Here is a 19,983-nt window from a genome sequence, read left to right as displayed (position 1 = left end):
ACTTTCGTTGGGTTAGTTGGGTGTTCTTCCCGCGAGTGTAGCGGCAGAGAGGATAGGCGCGATCCATTCCTCGATTGGCCTGGGCAGACGGTCGCGTGCGGTAGCGCTGTTGCCACAGGCAGGTAGCGTGAAAGGTATGACTGATAGCTCGGAAGCCGCCACACCCACGGACGCAGGGGACAACCCAGAGTTAGTGCAGAAACATGCCCGCTCGAACGCCAAGCGCTATGTCTGGGCGAACGGTCTGCAGAATATCGGCGACCAGATTGTGGCAGCCAAGACGCTGCTGCCATGGCTGCTGCATTCTGCTGGTGCGCCGGGCTTCTTCATCGCCATGCTCGTGCCAATCCGCGAGTCTGGCTCGATGCTTCCGCAGGCTGCGCTCACCCCGTGGGTGAAGTCTCGGTCTCGCCGCACCACCGTCTGGATTGCCGGCGCGTTGGGGCAAGCGGTCGCGGCAGCGCTGATTGGTCTGGCGGCGTTGTTCCTCGAAGGTGTGGCGCTCGGCGTCGCTGTCATCATCGCGCTTGCAGGCTTTGCGACGGCCCGAGCCCTGTGCTCGATGGCCTCAAAGGATGTCCAGGGCCGCACGATTCCGAAGGGGCAGCGCGGGCAGATTAGTGGCCGAGCTGCGATGTTGGGCGGTGTCGCCGCAATTATTGTCGGTGCGGTGTTGTGGATCATCCGCGACAACGTCACCAAACCAATCGTGGCGGGCCTCATTTTTGTTGCGGCACTGTCGTGGGTGGTTGCGGTTGTGATTTTCCGGGGAATTGTTGAGCCCACCAACGAGGGGGATAAGGAAGAACCGAATAAAACCTGGTGGAAGGACACCTGGCGGCTCTTTGCAGAGGATAAGAACTTCCGCGACTTTGTGATTGTCCGAAGCCTCTTGCTGGTCACAGCACTGTCTACGTCGTTTATTGTGACCTTAAGTGCGCAGGTAGGTGCTGATCTGGAAGCAGCTGATGGTGGTGGCGGAGGAGTAAGCGCCAATGTCGGTATCTTCATGCTCGCCGCAGGCTTCGCCTCTTTGGTTGGTGGAAAAGTCGCCGGAATCTGGTCGGATAAATCCTCGAAGAAGGTGTTGACCTATTCTTCGCTGGTCGGTTCGATTGTTCTCTTTTTGTTGGTCGCAAGTGCTCACTGGCTTTCCGCCGGTGCGAACGCTTGGATTTTCCCGCTCGGTTTCTTTGCAATGTCCGTCGTCCACGCGGGTGTTCGCGTGGCGCGTTCGACCTATGTTGTGGACATGGCAGAAGGTGACAAGCGCACCGAGTATGTCGGAGCGGCCAACACCATCATGGGCGTTGTCCTGCTCATCGTCGGTGCGCTTTCGGGTGTTATCGCCAGCTTTGGCCCTGCGGCAGCTTTGATCTTCCTGGCGCTAATGGGGCTGGTTGGTGTCGCTATGTCCAGCAGGCTGAAGGAAGTCTCGGCGCCGCACAAGGTGACGCTTTAACTGGAAGGACTCGCGGTAGGAGCCCTAGGCTCCCGCGGTCGCGCTAACCGCTACCGCCTCATTGGTCTTACGCCAGACAATGTCAATAACCAGCGCAGTACCAATGACCGCTGCCCGAGTCTCATCGCTCAAGCTCGGCTCCAAGTGCAGGGCGTAGGTGTCCTTGCCGGATATTGCGCTCTTGAGACCACGAGTCTGCCGGTCAATCTTCGCTACCGGGCGTCCCTTGCTGGTCAGCGCGTAATTTTTACCACGGTAGCCGCCGTCAACATCGACGTCGGAAAGCCCTTTGACAGACAACGTGAGCCGTGATTTTAAGCTGAATCGCTTGGTTTTGACTGTGGCGATTTGAGCGCCGTTGGGTGTGAGTACCTTGTAGGTAACACCGAAAGCGCTCGATGGGTCGGTGAGGGTGAGCAGCTTGTCGCCCCTTTCGCCGTTCTTGTCCACATCGAAGACGTCGTATTGGATATCGATGCCCAACATGCGCTTGCCCAGGGGGCCCGCTTGAGTGATCTGGGCGATTTCGGTGCCGTTTTCATCGAAAATGGAGTACTCACTGCGCATTACCGTGCGCGTTTCTTGAACTACCAGGGTGTCCGTCGTAAGCAGTCGAGGTTTCTGTGTGTTCATGGATTAGCTCCAAGCTAGAAAGCAGTTACTTTGCACCCTACGGTCATCTAGTTGGCGTTGCTTACCGTTAAACAGACTTTTCAGTATTTTCTACCCAGGTTCTTAGTTTCTCAATAAGAACGCCCAGGTCCGCTAGCAAAGGCATGTCGGGCAGTCGTTCGGCAATCACGTTGCGGACGCTTGTGTACCACCACAGTTGCTGGCTCGGAGTTGAACGAAAGCGTTCCCACAGAGCGTGGCCATCGCGGTCTAAATCCTCCAGAGTCTGGCTGAGATTGTGGAACTTATCCGCAGCGGCCACGATGAGGGACTCCTCGCTGCCATGAGAAAGCTGCTCCAGGTAGGCATCGGCACGCTCCTGCCACGAGGGCAGGGAAGAGTCTTTGGTGACGCCCTCGACGATCTCAACCACGCGAGGCCCGAACTCATCTTCCATCTCTGCACGCGAGTAGTTCTCCGGCACGTCTTCCAAAATGTCGTGGAAAAGGGCTGCCAACAGCACGTCTTCGTCGTTAGTCACGCTCGCCGCAATCAACATCACCGCCATTGGATGGCTGATATAGGGAACGCCAGAGCCCTTTCGGTAGTGTCCATCGTGCGCGCGGGAAGCAGTTGCTATGCCGCGCATGAGCCTGTCGCTGGGGCGTGCCAAAGCAAAGGTGTCAGCGTTTTCCATGTGTATCCCGACCTTTCGTTGATGCTTGAAAAATAGCAGCGTCTAAGCTTGAACATCATGAACGTCGCAGAAGTAGATCCGCTCATCGAGTCGATGTACCGGTGGTCCGATGTCAGTGGTGTCCTGCTCATGGGCATCATTGGCGGCACCATCGCCCGGCAACGAGGCTACGACATTATCGGGTTCTTCTTTATTGCGCTGTTCTCCGCATTGGGCGGCGGCATGATTCGCGACGTTCTGATTAACCAAGGCACCGTCGCCGCAATGAGCCAGCCGGAGTACCTAATCCTGGCGTTTACTGGTGCGCTTATCGCGCGATTTTTCTATTTCAAAGGAAAGACCTGGGAATATGTCCAGGTCCACGGTGACGCCGTGGTTTCGGGGCTCTGGGCCGCTACGGGAACGGTCAAAGGTGTCACGTATGGCTTACCCATTCTGCCGTGCATCATGATGGGCGTTTTCACCGCCACTGGTGGCTCCATGATTCGTGACATCGTAACCGGGCGAGTACCCGCTGTATTCGGCGGCAACCAGCCCACGGTCATCCCCGCAGTGGCCTGCGCAATCATTGTCATCGGAGGCCACCATCTCGGATTTTTGGCCGTGTCTATGGTCGTCGGCCCCGTTGTCAGCATTCTGCTTTCGCTACTCGGGTACTGGGGTAATTGGCGCGTATCGGCACGCTCGGAGTGGGCGCCACTGAACGACACCGCGGCGCAGATTGCTGTCCTCGCACGTCGCGCAGAGGGCAAGAGCCGCGAGGTCGGGCGACGCTTCGAGCCCGCGCGCCTTCGCAGTTGGCGTCACCGTCAGATGGAAAAGGCGCTGCAGCGTCGCATTCAGGCTGAGGTCGATAGGGGAGTATCGCGTTCCGACGCAGAGGCCACCGCGGAGGAATTCCTGGAGGAGTTCAATGCGGACTTCCCAGCGGACCTGCAGATACCGACGGCACAAAAGGAGACCGTGCAAGAGGAAAGCGACGAATCCGATTTCGGTGTGGACCTATCCGGCGATTCCTATGACGATTACGGGGAAGATACTGCACTGCGGCAACGGGAATACCGGGAGATGTTGGATCAAATTCTCGCTGACGATGAGGCGACCGATTTGCTCGTCGCAAAGCTAATGAAGAAATACGAGCAGCGGGATTAGAGGAGCGGTAGAGACATGGCATCGACGAGTACTGCAAGCAGGCATTTTGGGCACATTATTCAGGAACACACCCTTGAGGTTCCCTGGGATCCTTTTACCGAAGCTGCGAATGCCGCGACATTTGAGCTCTTTGCGCGAGAAATTTATGCGCCTGGAAATGAGAATGCGCCGGCAATTGTCTATTTGCAGGGAGGCCCTGGCTTCCCGGCGCCGCGTCCGGTGGGCGCTAATGGAGTAATTGGCGAGGCACTAAAGGAATTCCGCGTCATTTTGCTGGATCAGCGTGGCACGGGGCGCTCGCATCGAATTGATGCGGCCAATATTGCGGATATTCCGACTGCGCGGCTCGCACAATTGCGTCAGGAATACATCGTCGAAGATGCGGAAGCACTTCGAAAGCACTTGGGCATTGAGAAATGGTCGCTGTATGGCCAGTCCTTTGGTGGTTTTTGTATTACTTCGTATCTCAGTCGCTATCCGGAATCGGTGGAACATGCCTATCTCACAGGTGGTTTGCCTGTTCTGGACTGCGGCGCTGATGACCTCTATCGCACGACATATGCGAAGCTGCGCACCCGGCATGAACGCTTTTATCGTGAATACCCGTGGGCTGAGAACCGCATTCGAGAAATCTGCGCGCACCTGGAGCAATCTGCAGAAACTCTCCCCACAGGTGAGCGCCTGAGTTCTCGCCGATTCCGCACCATCGGAATTGAATTGGGTCGTGGAGATGGATTCCACAACCTGGCGTATTTGTTGGAAGAGCCGTTCCACATTCGCAATGGCGAAAAGCAATTGCGCACTGATTTTCTGGCCGATGTCGGCTCCCGCGTGAGTTTCGCCGAGGGGCCGCTATACGCCGCGATTCACGAATCCATTTATGGCGGTGTCGGGGACCAGTCCACAACGAATTGGGCGGCACACCGCATTCGCGAGGAAATTCTAGGTTTCGAAGAAAACGCCAATCCCGCAGGAGACGAGCCGTTTTACCTCACCGGCGAGCACATTTTCCCCTGGCAATTCGACGAAGATTCCGCGCTTATTCCGTTCAAGGAAAAAGCCGAAGAATTGGCGCAGCACACCTGGGAAAGCTCACCGTATGATTCCGCGCGTTTGCTTGCCGACGCCCCAACCTCGGCAGCCGCGGTTTATCTCGATGACATTTTCGTACCGTTCGAGTACTCCATGGAGACAGCCAACAGCTACCGAGATCTGCGACCACATGTGACCAATGCATTCCAGCATGACGGTATTCGCCACGATGGTTCGGCCATCTTCGCACGGCTCCGCGAGCTCGTCGAAGATCACTAGGCGCGAGTATCCGAGTGCCGCGGAAGACCTGCGCGGAGAGCTAGACCGAGTCTAGACCTCGGCACGCGCCAGTCGAGCAAAGGCGCCGTCTGCGTTCAGGAGGTTGTCATACGTGCCGCGTTCGATGAGCTGGCCGTTTTCGATGACCAGGATGTCATCGGCCTCGACCAGAGTCTGAAGACGGTGTGCAATGAAGATGCAGGTCGCGCCACATGCGCGGGCATTGTCGACGATACGAGCCTGCGTCAGTGGATCCTGGTGGCTGGTAGCTTCGTCGAAGATGACAATCTTTCCGCCGAGGTTTGCGCCCGGGGTGTTGGGCACGGAACCGTCGGCAAGTGCCGCGCGTAAGTACGTGCGAGCCAGCGCCAGACGTTGGCGTTGACCACCGCTGAGCCGCTGCGCGCGGCGGCCAATGGGCCTGTCCAGCGGCATCTCAGCAGGGTTGATGGCGGCGAGTTCGAGCGCCCAGTGCATCAGTGATTCGGGAACCTCGCAGCCATCAGGCGCGCCGAGACATAGATTCTCAGCGATCGTGGCCTCCATGAGAAAGGGATTCTGATCTGCGACAACAACCACTCGGCAGACATCGGTTGAGCCGAGGTCGCGGGCATTGTGGCCATTGATGATGATGGCACCGGAGTCCGGATCGACATGCCGCTGGATTAACCGGGAGAGTGTGGACTTGCCCGAACCAGTTGGGCCGACCACACCGATGAACTGGCCTGAGGCAATGCGCAGATTGATCTTGGTCAGTGCAGGGTTATCGGCGCCAGGGTAGCGGTAGCTGACATCGCTCAGTTCGAGGGCAGGGACTGAGTCGACGATGTTAGCGCGGGCGCCCTGCGCGTGGCGCGGTTCCGGCTGCTTCGGCAACTCCATCTGTGCCGGCCGCTCCGGTTCTTCCACGGTCGGCGGCTGCGCGGCCAGCTCCCTGATCCGAGTGACTGCATTGAGTCCCGCTGGCAGAGAAGACGCCAACCGTTCAATTGAATCCATTGATGAAGCAGTTCCCGCCACCAGGGACGTCGTCACCAAAACAGCAGGGAGCATACGGTAGTCGGCTGAAAGCGCCGGGATGCCAGCACAGAATACGGCAATGCTGCCGCCCCAAATCCGAAGTCCGGTCGCGCCAGAGCGCAGTCCCGCCCGCGTGCCGCCTGCGCGCATCTTCTGAGCAAGCTGCTCGTCGAGCTCGCGTAGTCCCCGCAGCCGCTGCTCGGCTGCGCCGTAGATGAGGATTTCCTCCCGAAGTCGCAGCGTATCGGCAATGTACTGCGCAATGTTCGTGCGTGTGGAGTTTGTTGCGGAAGCCTCCGTCGTCGCCTTCTTAGCGCCTGCGAGTGCAATCACAAAGCCAACCGCAAAGGTCAGCGTCAGAGCAATCGCAGGCAGTGCTCCGGCAGTCAAGGCTGCTGTCACGACCGCCAGCAGAGGAATCAGCACGGCCGTCACCGCAGGCGCAATCGTGTGCGCGAAGAAGACTTCCACACGGTCGACATCACGAATCGCAATTGTGTGAATTCTGGCAGTACCCAGTCCATCGGTTACTGCAGGTGCCTGCGGGACTAGGCGCTCGACAATCCACAGCCGCAGCTCGCCAAGCAGCCGGAATGCCGCCAAATGCCCGAGGTACTGCTCGACATACCGCAGAATCGCCTTCAACAGCGCCAGCCCCGCAACCACGCCGATGACCGCCCATGTCCACTGCATGCTCATGCTTTGCGACGAGTCGGTTGCGTCCCACCTCGACAGCGCAATTGTGGCAATTGCCCAGGCAGGCACGGCCAGCATCAATGCCCCAAGAATATGCCCAGCCACGCGTGCGAGGATAGATGCACTGAGCGCCCCGCGAGCCTGTGCGGAAAAGCGCAGCAACCAGATGATGTTGTTCATGTCAGCTCTCCTCGGTCAGCGCCCGTGCGTAATACTCATTGCTTGTGCTCAGTTCCTCGGGTTTGCCCGCAGCCACGATGCGGCCTTCAGCGACGACAATGACCAGGTCAACATCCGATAGTGCTTCCATCCGATGAGCGACCATGATGCTCGTTCGGCCTTCAGCAAGGCGGGTCAAGGATTCCTTGATGAGACCTTCCGTCCGACGATCAATGTCCGCTGTTGGCTCGTCGAGAAGCACAATCGGCGCGGCGCCGAGCAGACCACGCGCAATGGCCAGGCGGCGTCGTTGCCCGCCTGAGAGCCAATTGCCCTGATCACCGACCTCCGAATCGAGACCACCAGGGCGCTGCTCGATTTCAGTGAGTAAGTGCACGTCGCGAAGTGCTTTTCGCATATCGACGGCCGTTGCGTCCGGGCATGCGATGCGAAGATTGTCCGCGACGGTGGTGCCGAAAATAGCTGGCTGCTGGGAGATGAGCAGCGAGTTGGCGAGCAACTCAGGGGTTGAAAGCGCGTGGCCGTCGAGGCAGACTTCCCCGGAATGCGGCTGCAGACCTGCCAGTACACGCAGCAGCGTGCTCTTTCCGGAACCGCTGGGGCCAACGATGCCGACTCTGCTGCCGGCTGGAATTGTCAGGTTGATATCGGAGAGAATGCGCTTTTCGCCGATGTCAACGCTCAGATTGCGGAGGGAAATCTCCGGTGCGTGCGGTGCGGTGGCTTTGGTGGAATGCGCTGTTACGTCTGCGTGAGTGCCGTCCGTGGGCGCGTCAGCTGCAGGTGCGCCGAATAGCTCGACAATTCCATTTCGATGCGTGCGCCCACCGAGTCCGATATAGAAAGTGCGGCCGACGCGATTAACGGGCTCGTAGAGCAAAACGGCTAGACAAATACCTGCGAAAGCTGTGCCCACGCTGATTGCGTCTGCCTGCAAACGCAGTAGGACAAGGCCGATTGCGGTCGTCGACATTGCAATGCCGAAAACCGCGTCGTTGACAATGATCATCAGCTGATTGCGGGCGAGCAGGGCAGTGAGCTCAGCCATGGCGGTGCGAGTTTGGCTGGCGAAGCGCGCCATGACCCGGTCAATTGCCTCCAGCACTTTGAAGGTGCCCAGCCCTTCGAGCATTTCCAAGTAGGCATGCGTGGCCTGTGCTTGCTTTCGTCGATACGTCGCATTGGATTTCCGCAGAATCTTTCCAGCGCCAACAATGATCAACGGCGTGGAAATGAAAAATACTGCCAGCCACAAGGCGGTATTTGCATCCACCCACAATGCCCAGACCGCCAAAATGATCAGTGGTGTACTAAACGAGGCCAACGTGGGAGCGAGAAATGTCGCTCGGTAATTCGCGGTCTGTTCGACGCTTGTGGTCGCGGCATCGAAGAGTAGGCCCTCGCCAGTGCTGGAGGCGCTTCGGTGTGCGTGACCAGCTTTCCCGGCGCCGTGCCCTCGTCCATGCGCGTGCTTCGGAGCCTGCTTAGGAGCGGAAAACTCCGGCTTCAGCACACTGCCAACCACATGGGACCGCCACAGTTTTTCCTGCTCACCAGCAAGCCTGGGTGGCAGTGCCTCGGTGACGAAGGCACAGAGGCTTCCCAGAATGACCGCCACAATTGCAGCGGCCAGGGATTCATGAAGTCCCCACTGCCCAAACCAGGTGCCGCCACTGGCGTCCGTGACACCATGCAAACTAATTACGGCATCGAGCGCGTTCCCAAGAGACACAGCGCTGAGAGCGAAGAAAAAGCTCCGACCCCAGCTGGATAACACAACCCAGTGCATTCCGCGGGGTGGGGAAGTCAGTGCTTCATGAATCCACATAGCGACGTGAAAACCTATTTTCTATTTAGCCAGCGCGTCAGCAATCTCACGCAGTCCATCGGGCATGTGCATTCCGGCGGTGCCAGAGGTCGTCTTCGCATCAATCAGTTGCACTCCATCATTCTTGACCGCAGCGACGTCGGCAAGCGCCGGATTATCCAGCAACTCCTGGAATGGTGCCTTGCCCTGGCCGTGGAAATCCTGGATCAAAATGACGTCCGGGTTCAGCTGCACAATGGTCTCCGGATCAGCGGGAACGGCACCCGGACGCTTGCCCTTTGGCGAAATTGGCTCGCCACCGGCCAATTCGACAAGATTCGTCGTCGCCGACTGCATTCCCATAATCATTTTCTGACCACCGCGGGCAAAGAGAACCAGCGTCTTTGGCTTAGCGGTGGAATCAGTTTCCGAAAGAACCTTGTCAGTTTCCGATTCAATCTTGGCAACCATTTCAGCTGCCTTCTCTTCGGCTCCGAGCAGCTTGCCGAGCGTAGTCACCGACTCTGCCAGTGCCTTCGGTGACGCGAAATCACTACTGGAAAATGCTGCGGTCGGAACATCGCTGGCGCCGAGCAGCTTGCTTGCCGACTGCTCCTGATCATGACGGCTGGTCATCAACACCATGTCCGGCTCATAGGACAAAATCTGCTCCGGATCCGGCTTCGTAGAATTGGCAAGCGAGTTGGGTACCTTTTTCGCCAGCTCCACCTGATTACCAGAGGTCTCATCGAGCGCGTTCTTCGTCACCGCGACGACTCGCTCTGGCCCAACCAGTTCCAGCGCCAGATCTGCAACCTCGGTCGACAGTGCAACGATGCGCTTCGGCTGGCTCTGCACCGTAACGTCGTGGTCGCCGACGGTCACAGTCCGCGGCCACTGCGCCTGCTTGTTCGTCGTAGTTTCGCTTGACGACGGCTGCTGCGACGCCTCCTCCGAAGAAGAACAGGCGACCACCGCAGCGAGTGGGAGCGCTGCAATCAACGGCAGCGCGAAGGTCTTTTTAGAGTTTCGCTTCAAAGCGGAGGAAGGAGACGTTGAGGCAGGAGAAGTTGGTGAAAACATGAAAGTACTTCCTTGATTGTTGAGTAGTTATTGTTGGGAATTCTTCGGGTGCGTTAGCGCTAGCTGGAATCAGACAGCCGGACGAGCCCGCGCCAACGCCGTCACTCGCACTGAACCGGTATGTGGATCGGTATCGACAGCACTGGCGATGCGATAAATCGCATCTATTCGGTGAGGCGTCAGCACTTCTTCGGCGGAGCCAGTGACTTCCAATCCGCCGTTATGAATCACACTGAGCCGGTGGCAGCTGCGGGCCGCGAGGTTGAGGTCATGCAGGACGACGCCGATACCGTGGCCCTCGTCGGCAAGCTCGCCGAGGAGCTCGAGGATCTCCAGCTGAAACCCGAGGTCCAAGGCCGCGGTGGGTTCGTCGAAAAGCATGACTTTGGCCTGTTGCGCCAACAGCTTTGCGATGAACACCAACTGCCGCTGCCCGCCGGACAGGGCCGTGATGGGGCGGTCGGCGAGTGCGGCGACACCAACGCGGTCGAGGGCGTAGGCGACGATGTCGTGGTCCGTGGAGCTGAGCGCACTGCGAAAACGGTCACGTCGACGGTGGTGTGCGTACCGGCCCAGCGTCACGACAGTTCGCACGTCAATAGCTGCGTCGGCCGGTGTGTGCTGCGGTAGATAAGCCAAACGCATGGCGCGTTCGTGGGCGCGAAGCTTCGTCAGAGGAGTGCCGAGGAGCTCAACGTGTCCCGAGCTCGGTGCCACAATTCCCGCCATCGCGCGGAGCAAGGTCGATTTTCCAGTGCCGTTGGAGCCGATAATCCCGTGGACTTCGCCAGGTTCAATGCTGAGATCAACGCCACTTACGACGGTCCGATGGCGGTAGCCGACGCTGAGGTCGGTGGCTCGCAGTAGTGCGCTGGTTTCGGTGTCTGGCTTAGCGTCTTGAGCGGCTTGGTCGCTGAGGTTTTGTGTCTTCTTACTCATCGCTGGCGGCTACCCTGCCTGAGAATCAGTGCGAGCAGAGCAGGTGCGCCGAGGAATGCGGTGACCGTTCCGGTCTGTAGCGCAACTGGGGAAAAGAGGCTGCGCGCGATGAGGTCGGCGAGAATGAGAAACACTGCGCCAAGGCACATGGAAATCGGTAGCAGGCTCCGGTGATCAGGGCCGATGATGAGGCGGATCAAATGGGGGACGACCAGCCCGACAAAGGAAATGACGCCGGTGACAGCGACTCCTGCTGCCGTGACCAAAGCTGCCAGGGCGAGCAGCAGTTGCCGTATCCAGACTGTGCGCATGCCGGTGGCCGCGGCCTGTTCTTCACCGAGGAGGAGCAGGTTGAGCTCGGGAATGAGCATCATCAAGATGGCCGTGCCGACGATGATGGGTCCGACTGCCAGCGCAATGTCCTGCCAATTCGCAGCGGTTAAATCGCCGTTCAGCCAGAACATTGCCTGCTGAGCGTCATCGCTGTGTGGCGCATTCGCGATGGTAGCGGCGATGACCGCGCCGAGGAATGCATTGAGAGCAATGCCGACGAGCAATAGAGTGGCGCCGCTGCCGCCGTTGAGGCCAGCGACGGTTTGGACAAAAATGACAGCGAGTAATGCGCCAACAAATGCGCCTGCAGAGAGAACCCACGGCGCTTTTGCAGCCACGCCGGTCACGATGAGGATGACTGCCACCACCGCTGCACCGGACGAGACACCGGTAACACCGGGTTCCGCCAGCGGATTGCGAAAGACCGCCTGCATAGTCGCGCCAGCGACCGCAAGAGATGCGCCGACCAGTCCCGCAAGGAGGACGCGGGGCAGACGGATACTCCAGACAAGTGACTGCGTAGCAGGGGATATCTCTGGCAGAAGGTGGTTGGAGACTGAGATGTCGTCGCCAAGCGCATTCGTGAGCGGAGTGAGCAGTGCGACGATGCCGTTGCTGAGACCTGTTCCTGCGGGGCCGATGGAGATTGCCAGGAGGATTGTGGCGGGGACAGCTAGGAAAAATAGGAAGCCGAAGAGCCGGGCTCGGAGTTTTTGCTTTCGAGTGCGTGGGGGAGAAGCTCTATCGACAATAATTTTCACTTGGTTAATGATGGACAATATGAAAACAATTGTCAATAAAGATGGGTGTGTGGGGTGCTGGAGCCCTTGGGGCGCGGGTTAGTGACTGCGTTTATGGCTGGCGGCGTTGGGTCGATGCGAGTTACTGACCCCGCTTATGTCAAAAATGGGCCGAAAAATGGCTTCAAAGTGCTATAAACTTACACAGTTTCACATTTGCAGCCCGTTGAACAGGCCAGGCTCCTATCCGAGCGCGATTTACGTGACTTGACCTGCGGGAATGCCTTGAATAAGACACATTTTTTGCTACTAAACCCGGGAACGCAAAAACCCCGCGTCAGCTCCCCTGTGGATACAGGGTGCTAACGCGGGGTGTGAAGCTGAAGCTCTGTAGCTTACTTTTCGTCGCCCAGACGCTCATCCGCCATGTCGCGGACCTTCTTGATCTGGTCTGCCTTGTCCTCGCCGAGCTTGTCCTTGCCAATCTGCTCAGCCTTGTCCAGAACCTTGTCGGTGTTCTCTTCGTTGTTCAGTGCGTCCTTGGCCTTGTCCATAAGTCCCATGGTTGAGACTCCTTCCATTTGTAATGTCTTCTGGCTCTTTTTCGTTTGTGACATAGAGTGTACCGATGAATTGGTGACCTCGCGACCGCACTATCCTCACGAATCAACTCAGCCATCCAATCAGCAACACCGTGACCGACAGCTATTAAGCTGTCTTGGTGTGGGCTTCATCTGCCTTGTGCATGACCTCGCGCTCGTACTTGCCGACGAAAATCATCAGGACAAACGCTATAGCGACAACGCCAATGAGGGTCGCGAATGTAACATTCCAGCCTGCGAAGTCGATCAAGAGGCCGACACCAGTGGAGGCGAGTGTTGCGCCGAGAAGGTATCCAAACAATCCAGTGAAACCAGCTGCGGTTCCCGCAACATACTTAGGCGAGAGGTCGATGGCCTGCAGTCCGATGAGCATGATCGGACCGTAAATGAGTGCGCCGATCAGGGAGATGAGCACGTAGAACATCCACAATGGTGCCGTGGCGGGTAGCTGCCAATATGCGAAAATGGTGATGCCGGTGCCAACCAGGAAGAGCATGCCGGCGCCTGAGCGCCAACCCTTGAAGACCTTGTCGGAGACCCATCCGCACAGTAGGGTACCAACAATTGCTGCGCCCTCGTAGAGCATGAATCCGATGATTCCGCCCGTGACATTGGTCTTGTGCAGTTCGTTTGTCAGGTAAATCGGAATCCAGTTAAGAACTCCGTAACGGAGTGCGTAGACGAACACATTGGCCAGCGCCAGCATGACGATAACCGGATTGGTAAGAACATGGTTCTTGACGATTGTGAACCAGGGTTCTTGTGCCTCGTCATTAGTTCCTTCGACTTTGTCCGGGTCGTTACGGTATTCCTCTACCGGAGGCAGACCCATGGATTGCGGGTTGTCTCGAATCAGCAGGAATGCGATGGCGGCAATCACGAGCGCGACAATTGCCGGTAGCCAGAATGCGGGAGTCCAGTCGGCGTCGGAAGTGGCGAACGAATGCAAGCCCCAGGCTGCCAGAGCGCCGCCGACGGCGGCGCCGACATTGTGGGCAGTGTTCCAGATCGACATCAAAGTGCCGCGCTCGGATGTCGAGAACCAGTGGACGACAACACGTCCAGAGGGAGGCCAGCCCATGCCTTGGAACCAACCATTGATGAACATGACTGTCGCGAATATTGCAACAGAGGCGCTGATTGCTGGGACGAACGCAACAAAGAGGTTTACGACCGCGGACAGTGCTAGGCCAAGTGGGAGGAAGTACCTGGCATTGGCTCTGTCGGAGAGCATTGCCATGAAAAACTTGGATAGGCCGTAGGAGAACAGCACTGCATTGGCTACGATGCCAATTCCGGCTGCACCGAGTAGGTCGTGCTTTTCCAGCACAGCGGACACCAGGGGGATGTTATTTCTGATGAGGTAGAAGCCCGCGTAGCCGATGAAGATGCCCATGAAGACGTTGAATCGCCAGGTCCGGTAGGTCGGGGCAATCTTTTCCTCGGGGAGGGGAGCTGCTGGGCCGGGTGCGCTGAGCCAGCCGAGCCTCTGACTGCTCATAATGACAGTCCTTTCGCTGAAGGCCGCCGTTGCCTCTAATGCAACCTGTGCGGGTGGTTAGGGCAGCAGGCGGGGAGCTTTATCGTTTCAGCGGCAAGTTTACAGCGACTTCAGTCCCTATTAACGGGGTGGTAACCTCCCGGCCTTGGAGGTCTTTGAGAGAGGTTGGCGTAAAAGCAATTAATGCTTGTCGCTACCTAGAGAATGTCGTTAATAGCCTCGGTGGGGCGCGCCATCCTTACCCCCTTATTGGTGACGACAAAAGGGCGCTCAATCAGGCGTGGGTGCGAGACCATCGCATCCAGGAGTTCTTCGTCGCTGGAATCCTTGGAGAGTCCCAGTTCCTTGAACTCCGCTTCCTTTGTGCGCACAGCGTCGATGACGTTCAGGCCGGCGGCCTCAATCAGTGAACGCAGCTCGTCTTTAGTTGGGGGAGTATCCAGGTACTTGATGATTTCTGGCTCGATACCGGCCTCACGCAATGCGGCGAGAGCCTGACGCGACTTTGAGCAGCGGGCGTTGTGATAAATCTTTGCTTCCATGTCTCCATCTTGGCTGAAGTTATGGAGTGTTGGTGGTCGCTGTGGTGTGGCGGTCGAAAATGCTGGTCAAAAATATGCCGCAGTGGCGTGCGAACCAAGCTTGTTGATTCCCAATTTCCACAAATTCGAACCATTGAAACATTAAAGTTCAATGAGTTGAAAAATAGCCGTGGTTGGGTCTACTCTCGTACCTGGTAAATGAACGACGAAGAGTGGACACCAACATGACAATTTCCGGAAAACTTTCGAGCTCGGCCAAGTCCCTGTGCGCGGGCCTTTCGATCTTGCTAGCTGGTGCTGGCCTCGCAGCTTGCGGTGATAGCAACAGTGAAGCCAGCGGCGAGAACCCAATCAACGTCGTGGCCTCCACTACGCAGATTTGTGATTACGTCAAACAGCTGGAAATCGATGAAGTTGATTTGACCTGTCTGCTGGCACCGAATGCAACAGCACATGAGCTGGAAATGACCCATGAGCAGCTGACCAAGACTGGTAACGCCGATCTCTTGTTCGTCAACGGAGTCGATTTGGAGCACTTCCTGGACCAGGCGATTGAGTCCTCGGGCTTTTCCGGAACGATGGCAGTAACCAGTGGCGTTCTCACTGCAGCCGACGTCGATGCCATGAAGGCATCGAAAGACACGGACAAAACCAAGCCGCTGCCGCCGGAAAAGGCGAAGAACGGCAACTACACCATCGACCGAGGCACGGAAAAGGTCGATGTCGCCCCGTGGCCGTTCCCGCCAGAAGAGCCCGGTGAAGAGGCGGAATTCCGCTTCGATCCGCATGTATGGACCTCGCCGAAGAACGCCAAGATCCAGGTTGCCAACATTGGTCATGCTCTGGAACAGGTCGCTGAGGAACGCGGCGACACTGAGCTGAAATCCACTATCGCCGACCATGTGGCGGCCTACCAGGACAAGCTGGATCAGCTGGATGAGTGGGCAAGTAAGTCCATCGCCAGTGTGAAGGATCCGGTGCTGTTTACCAGCCACGATGCGTTTGGATACTTCTCCCACGAGTTCAACATCAACTTCATCGGCGCAGCGCTGTCCGACTTCAACGAGCAGCAGGACGCCACAGCCGCGCACATCGCAAAGGCCGCGAAGACCGTGAAGGATTCGGGTGCAACCGCGCTATTTGCGGAAAACTCCAACAACTCGAAGTCGATTGAGGCAATTGCCAAGGCCGCAGGTGTCAAGGCCGTCGTCGGTGAGGACGCACTTTACGGCGACTCCCTTGGTCCGGCCGGAAGTGCTGGCGAGACCTACATCGGCTCAATCATCCACAATGTCACTCAGGTAGTGACTGCGTGGGACGGAACCGTCGCGCCGCTGCCAGAGGACATCAAGTGAGCCGCCGCCATCCTGGCAACCCCGTGTCTGCTAACGCCATAGTCACGCTCCGCGATGCCTCATTCGGCTACACTGCGGTGCCCATTGTCAGCCACATCACCGCCAGTGTCGCGCCGGGCACCGGGCTCGCACTCATCGGCGCCAATGGCTCCGGAAAAACCACCGTGCTGCGTGGAATCTTGGGTGGGACTCGTCTTCTCGCCGGTGAGATGCACAATAACGCGAAGATTGTGTCCTACGTCCCGCAGTCGGCAGACCTCGACCGCACCTTTCCAGTCACAGCCTTCGACGTCGTCGCCATGGGAGTCCTACGCGAATTGCGCCCCTTCCAGCCGCTCGGCCACCGCAAAGAGCGCATCCGCGAAGCGCTGGCCAAAGTAGGGCTTGCCGACCGCGCCAACGAACGTTTCGGAAACCTCTCCGGCGGCCAACAACAACGCGTTCTGTTAGCGCGCGCCATCGTCGCACGCCCGCAACTCGTGCTTCTCGACGAACCGTTCAACGGCCTCGACACCGAAAACCGGACCGTGCTGCTGAACCTCCTCAATGAACTGAAGGAAAATGGCACGGCTATTATCGCTGCCACCCACGATCTCGTGCTTGCCGAAGAGACCTGCGAAAACACACTAATTGTGGCGGAGCGGCCGAGTTTTGGCGCGACCTCGAAGTTGGTGCCGGCCTATGTGGACTGACCTTGCAAATGCGCTTGGAATTGCCCCTTTTATGTTCCGGCCGCTGGTTTTGCTGATTGCCCTCGGTGTGGTCTCCGGACTGGTGGGCGTAATCGTGAACCTGCGCGGCCTCGAGTTCAACGCCGAAGCCATGGTGCATTCGATATTTCCTGGAATTGTCGCCGGTGCCGTATTCGGTGGCATCGACATGATTATTCCGGTGGCAGCGGCATTTGCGGTGGTAGTGGCTGTTGCGCTGACCTTGGTATCGCGTTCGCACATGTCGGAAGCCGGTGTCGCAGTTGTGCTAACCAGCTTCTTTTCCATCGGTGTGATTCTCTCGCTGAAGAAGGGCGACCAATCGGGACAGCTGGAGGCGCTCATGTTTGGGCGACTGTTGGAGGTCACCGACTCCCGTCTCACCAGCGCTCTGATTGTCTGCGCCATAGCATTGGTGCTTATTGCGGTGACCTGGCGGAAGCAGGTGTTTGTTGCCTTCGACCGCTTCGGGGCTCAGGCCGCGGGCGTCAAGGTTTGGGGCATCGACCTCACCATTAATGCGGCGATTGCTGCGGTGGTGGTGTCGTCGGCAAGCGCAGTGGGCGTGCTGCTTGTAGTCGGCTATCTGATTGTGCCGGGAGCAGCGGCAAGACTGTTAACGCGCCGAGTCCATGTGATGGTGCCGATTGCGATTGCAGTGGGCTGTCTAAGCGGAATCGTTGGTTTGGCGCTGGTGCCTTTGGGGCCGGTATCGCCGCAGGCAGTCGTAGCACTGACATCGGTGGGACTGTATTTCGTGGCGTTGGGACTGCGCGCGGTGATGGGAGGCGAGCGTGTCTAGCATTCTGATTCTGCCCATTATCGAACTAATCCTGGTAGGAGCCCTGGCGGGAGTAGTTGGGGTTCTCGCAGTGCTGGGCAGGCAAGTGTTCTTCGCGGAAGCGATTACACATGCGACCTTTCCCGGTGCGGTCGTAGGCGTTGTTATTGCAGCGGCGCTTGGCCTGAACCACTCGTGGATCTCTGTCTTCCTCTTTATCGGGGCATTTCTGATGTGCATTCCCATCGGTGCACTTTTCGGTCTTTCAAGAGTGGGCACGACATCGTCGGCAGCGGGAATTGTCCTGACTTTCGGATTCGCACTGGGCTATTTCCTAAACAAGTGGTTCGCTCCGTTGCCGGTGAAAGTGGAGAGTTTCCTGGTCGGCAGCGTGCTAAATGTGAACAAGATCGATATTGCGCTGTCGGGCGGACTCTTGCTGCTGGTAGTAGTGGTCCTTCTGGCACGATGGCGTCAGCTGATTTACTTCACCTTTGACCCGGAGTCATTCGGGGTCGCGCATTCGAAGAGAAAAGCGCAGTTGGTCATTAGCGGGCTGATTGTGCTGACGTTGGTGGCGCTGATTCCGGCAGTGGGCACGATTTTGTCCATTGCGCTACTGGCGGCCCCCGCGGCTGCGCTGGTTGGGGTAGTAAACGATACTCGTCTGCTGTTCGTGTTGGCCCCATTGATGGGAATCGCAATTGGCCTGGTGGGATTGTTTATTGCGGTGGCGTTGGATTTATCGGTGGGCGGCTGCATTGGTGTGTGCGCCGGTTGTTTCTATGTCCCCCTCAAGATTGCGTCAAAACGCAATAACGCTAAAGTCTAAAGAATGCACGTGGAGGATTTACCGGCAAAGACTCAGGACTACCTCAAAGTCATTTGGGATTTGCACGAGCGCACTGGTGAAAAGGTGGCTCTTGGCGACGTCGCTGAGCGGATGGGGGAGAAGAAGCCCACCGCCAGTGAAGCCGTGAAGAAGCTGGCTGCACGTGGTCTTGTTATTCACGAGCCGTACCGGGGCATCAGCCTTTCCGACCGTGGGCGCGACATCGCGCTGGTGATGGTGCGGCGCCACCGGCTCATTGAAAGCTTCTTGGTCTCTACCCTGGGCTACACCTGGGACGAAGTTCACGAGGAAGCGGAAAAACTTGAGCATGCGGTCTCGGAGGATTTCATCGGTCGCATTGATGCGATGCTGGGATTCCCCGAGCGCGATCCGCATGGCGATCCAATTCCCAGCGCAAGCGGTGCTATAGCCAATGCGGTGCGTACGGACCTGACCGATATCGAAGTTGGCGAGATGGTCGTGGTCGATCGTATTAACGACTCCGACCCCGAACTGCTGCGCTACTTGGCGACATCCGGGGTAGGCCCAGGCACAGTCTTGCGCGCAGAAGCTGCACCTTATGCGGGTATGCGGGTCTTTGCCATCCTCGATGAGGTGGGCGATGCCGAACCGAAGAAAATTCATGTGGCAGACTCGGCATTATGGGCAATCAAAGCGACTCCAACAACGAACTGACGAGAGCCGCAGCGCGCTCCTATTATAAGGTGTCGCGGAATCTCACCGGGCCAACCAAAGTGCCGCCTGCACCGTCGATTTCGTTCGACAGTGTTAAGAGTGCTCGTCGGCAGGCCTATACCAGCGTTGAGAGCTTTGACGTGCCGTTGAGCGCCCTTGCCATCTCGTCCGCTGAGCAGCAGGAACACATGGCTGACATCGAAGTTCGCTTGAAGGCCTCGACCAAGGACATGCGGGCACTGCTTGACTACGAAGAGCAGCGCGTTGCGGTCACCAGCACTGTTAAAGAAGCAATCGTCTATACGCTGCTGGCCATGCTCCTTCTGGCAGCGGCCATCGGACTTGGCTATGCCAGCCACCTGGGCGCCGATGCGATTATCAATGCCGGGGCGGAGGTGATGCCGCGATGAGTAAAGGCTCAAGTTCCGACAACGGCTGTGCGATGGTCATTGTCGTCTTTTTCTTCTTCGGCCTGATTATTCAACTCTTCGGGGTCACACTGTGGATTCTGCAATTTGTGTTGCCAGTTGCAGGCCTGATACTTGCGGTTCTCATTGGATATCAGGCATGGGCTGGTGTGCGTCGCAGCGCTGAGGCTCACGAACTCGCCGAGCGCAATCACGCCGAGCTGCAGCAGATTGCCATGGACACGGAGTACCAGCTCACCGCAATCCTCTCTGCTTGGGACAACGTGAACACCACAATGGGTGTTGGCACCATCTACAAGGATGTATTTGCCTCCGGAGAGGCGACGCCAGAGCTTATCGAGCTGCGCGGCGAGCTCTCTCGTGCCCGCGAGCTCAGCAATCGCCTGCATCAGCAGCGCGAAACCATGACCAATCGGGAGTTGCTGGAAGCCATTTCGGATGCCGACGAGCTATGGTGCTCGTTGACGAAGACGTATCAGAACGCTCGCCGAGGGCTGGAATAAT

At 57.8% G+C, this 19,983-nt stretch carries 20 protein-coding genes; 10 read left to right on the top strand and 10 right to left on the bottom strand.

Going from position 1 to position 19,983, the window contains the following annotated elements; genetic code table 11:
- Window positions 1–136: 136 nt before the first annotated feature.
- Entirely contained in the window at window positions 137–1,462 is a 1,326-nt protein-coding gene (locus Q0U90_RS02320; protein ID WP_297451116.1) for an MFS transporter, read from the top strand.
- Between the two features lie 24 nt (window positions 1,463–1,486).
- Here Q0U90_RS02320 and Q0U90_RS02315 read toward each other — a convergent pair whose 3' ends face one another.
- Both Q0U90_RS02315 and Q0U90_RS02310 read right to left on the bottom strand, forming a co-directional pair.
- On the bottom strand, window positions 1,487–2,095 hold the full coding sequence (locus tag Q0U90_RS02315; RefSeq protein ID WP_297451113.1) for a histidine kinase: 609 nt from the start codon (window positions 2,093–2,095) through the stop codon (window positions 1,487–1,489).
- 67 nt (window positions 2,096–2,162) lie between these two features.
- Complete coding sequence (locus Q0U90_RS02310; RefSeq protein WP_297451110.1) at window positions 2,163–2,771, bottom strand: HD domain-containing protein; 609 nt, start codon at window positions 2,769–2,771, stop codon at window positions 2,163–2,165.
- Between the two features lie 57 nt (window positions 2,772–2,828).
- On the opposite strand from Q0U90_RS02310, the gene Q0U90_RS02305 reads away from it, so the two are divergent.
- Both Q0U90_RS02305 and Q0U90_RS02300 read left to right on the top strand, forming a co-directional pair.
- Window positions 2,829–3,923 (top strand): trimeric intracellular cation channel family protein, encoded by a 1,095-nt coding sequence (locus tag Q0U90_RS02305; protein ID WP_297451107.1) that lies wholly within the window; start codon window positions 2,829–2,831, stop codon window positions 3,921–3,923.
- Between the two features lie 15 nt (window positions 3,924–3,938).
- Window positions 3,939–5,234 carry an alpha/beta fold hydrolase gene (locus Q0U90_RS02300; RefSeq protein ID WP_297451105.1) on the top strand — a complete coding sequence of 432 codons (1,296 nt, stop codon included), beginning with the start codon at window positions 3,939–3,941 and terminating at the stop codon, window positions 5,232–5,234.
- A gap of 51 nt (window positions 5,235–5,285) precedes the next feature.
- Here the strand turns inward: Q0U90_RS02300 and Q0U90_RS02295 are convergent, their stop codons facing one another.
- From Q0U90_RS02295 to arsC, 8 genes are all read right to left on the bottom strand, one after another.
- The gene (locus Q0U90_RS02295) at window positions 5,286–7,130 is read right to left on the bottom strand and encodes an ABC transporter ATP-binding protein (protein ID WP_297451103.1); all 1,845 of its coding nucleotides are present in this window, start codon (window positions 7,128–7,130) and stop codon (window positions 5,286–5,288) included.
- Window position 7,131: 1 nt separating this feature from the next.
- Window positions 7,132–8,862, bottom strand: coding sequence for an ATP-binding cassette domain-containing protein (locus Q0U90_RS02290; RefSeq protein ID WP_297451101.1), 1,731 nt, complete (start codon window positions 8,860–8,862; stop codon window positions 7,132–7,134).
- A gap of 117 nt (window positions 8,863–8,979) precedes the next feature.
- Window positions 8,980–10,020 carry an ABC transporter substrate-binding protein gene (locus Q0U90_RS02285; protein ID WP_297451099.1) on the bottom strand — a complete coding sequence of 347 codons (1,041 nt, stop codon included), beginning with the start codon at window positions 10,018–10,020 and terminating at the stop codon, window positions 8,980–8,982.
- 69 nt (window positions 10,021–10,089) lie between these two features.
- The gene (locus Q0U90_RS02280; RefSeq protein ID WP_297451096.1) at window positions 10,090–10,959 is read right to left on the bottom strand and encodes an ABC transporter ATP-binding protein; all 870 of its coding nucleotides are present in this window, start codon (window positions 10,957–10,959) and stop codon (window positions 10,090–10,092) included.
- A complete protein-coding gene (locus Q0U90_RS02275) occupies window positions 10,956–12,053 on the bottom strand; it encodes an iron ABC transporter permease (RefSeq protein ID WP_297451093.1) in 1,098 nt (365 codons plus the stop codon). Before Q0U90_RS02275 ends, Q0U90_RS02280 begins: the two co-directional genes overlap by 4 nt.
- A gap of 374 nt (window positions 12,054–12,427) precedes the next feature.
- A complete protein-coding gene (locus tag Q0U90_RS02270; protein WP_297451091.1) occupies window positions 12,428–12,595 on the bottom strand; it encodes an antitoxin in 168 nt (55 codons plus the stop codon).
- Window positions 12,596–12,740: 145 nt separating this feature from the next.
- Window positions 12,741–14,135 carry an MFS transporter gene (locus tag Q0U90_RS02265; protein WP_297451088.1) on the bottom strand — a complete coding sequence of 465 codons (1,395 nt, stop codon included), beginning with the start codon at window positions 14,133–14,135 and terminating at the stop codon, window positions 12,741–12,743.
- Between the two features lie 197 nt (window positions 14,136–14,332).
- A complete protein-coding gene (gene arsC, locus Q0U90_RS02260; RefSeq protein WP_297451086.1) occupies window positions 14,333–14,677 on the bottom strand; it encodes an arsenate reductase (glutaredoxin) in 345 nt (114 codons plus the stop codon).
- A gap of 224 nt (window positions 14,678–14,901) precedes the next feature.
- On the opposite strand from arsC, the gene Q0U90_RS02255 reads away from it, so the two are divergent.
- From Q0U90_RS02255 to Q0U90_RS02225, 7 genes are read left to right on the top strand one after another with little or no spacing between them, the layout of a single operon-like run.
- Entirely contained in the window at window positions 14,902–16,032 is a 1,131-nt protein-coding gene (locus Q0U90_RS02255; RefSeq protein WP_297451083.1) for a metal ABC transporter substrate-binding protein, read from the top strand.
- Complete coding sequence (locus Q0U90_RS02250) at window positions 16,029–16,724, top strand: ATP-binding cassette domain-containing protein (RefSeq protein WP_297451080.1); 696 nt, start codon at window positions 16,029–16,031, stop codon at window positions 16,722–16,724. Before Q0U90_RS02255 ends, Q0U90_RS02250 begins: the two co-directional genes overlap by 4 nt.
- On the top strand, window positions 16,714–17,544 hold the full coding sequence (locus Q0U90_RS02245) for a metal ABC transporter permease (RefSeq protein ID WP_297451077.1): 831 nt from the start codon (window positions 16,714–16,716) through the stop codon (window positions 17,542–17,544). The genes Q0U90_RS02250 and Q0U90_RS02245 overlap by 11 nt, the downstream gene beginning before the upstream one ends.
- Entirely contained in the window at window positions 17,537–18,355 is an 819-nt protein-coding gene (locus Q0U90_RS02240) for a metal ABC transporter permease (protein ID WP_297451074.1), read from the top strand. The genes Q0U90_RS02245 and Q0U90_RS02240 overlap by 8 nt, the downstream gene beginning before the upstream one ends.
- A gap of 3 nt (window positions 18,356–18,358) precedes the next feature.
- Window positions 18,359–19,051: a metal-dependent transcriptional regulator gene (locus Q0U90_RS02235; RefSeq protein WP_297451070.1), complete on the top strand. Its 693-nt coding sequence runs from the start codon at window positions 18,359–18,361 to the stop codon at window positions 19,049–19,051.
- Window positions 19,018–19,461 carry a hypothetical protein gene (locus Q0U90_RS02230; protein ID WP_297451068.1) on the top strand — a complete coding sequence of 148 codons (444 nt, stop codon included), beginning with the start codon at window positions 19,018–19,020 and terminating at the stop codon, window positions 19,459–19,461. Before Q0U90_RS02235 ends, Q0U90_RS02230 begins: the two co-directional genes overlap by 34 nt.
- On the top strand, window positions 19,458–19,982 hold the full coding sequence (locus Q0U90_RS02225) for a hypothetical protein (protein ID WP_297451066.1): 525 nt from the start codon (window positions 19,458–19,460) through the stop codon (window positions 19,980–19,982). The genes Q0U90_RS02230 and Q0U90_RS02225 overlap by 4 nt, the downstream gene beginning before the upstream one ends.
- Window position 19,983: the final 1 nt, after the last annotated feature.

Source organism: uncultured Corynebacterium sp. (assembly GCF_946998835.1).
Lineage (GTDB): Bacteria > Actinomycetota > Actinomycetes > Mycobacteriales > Mycobacteriaceae > Corynebacterium.
Note: the sequence above shows the minus strand (reverse complement) of the source record. Positions and strands in the feature narration are given on the sequence as shown.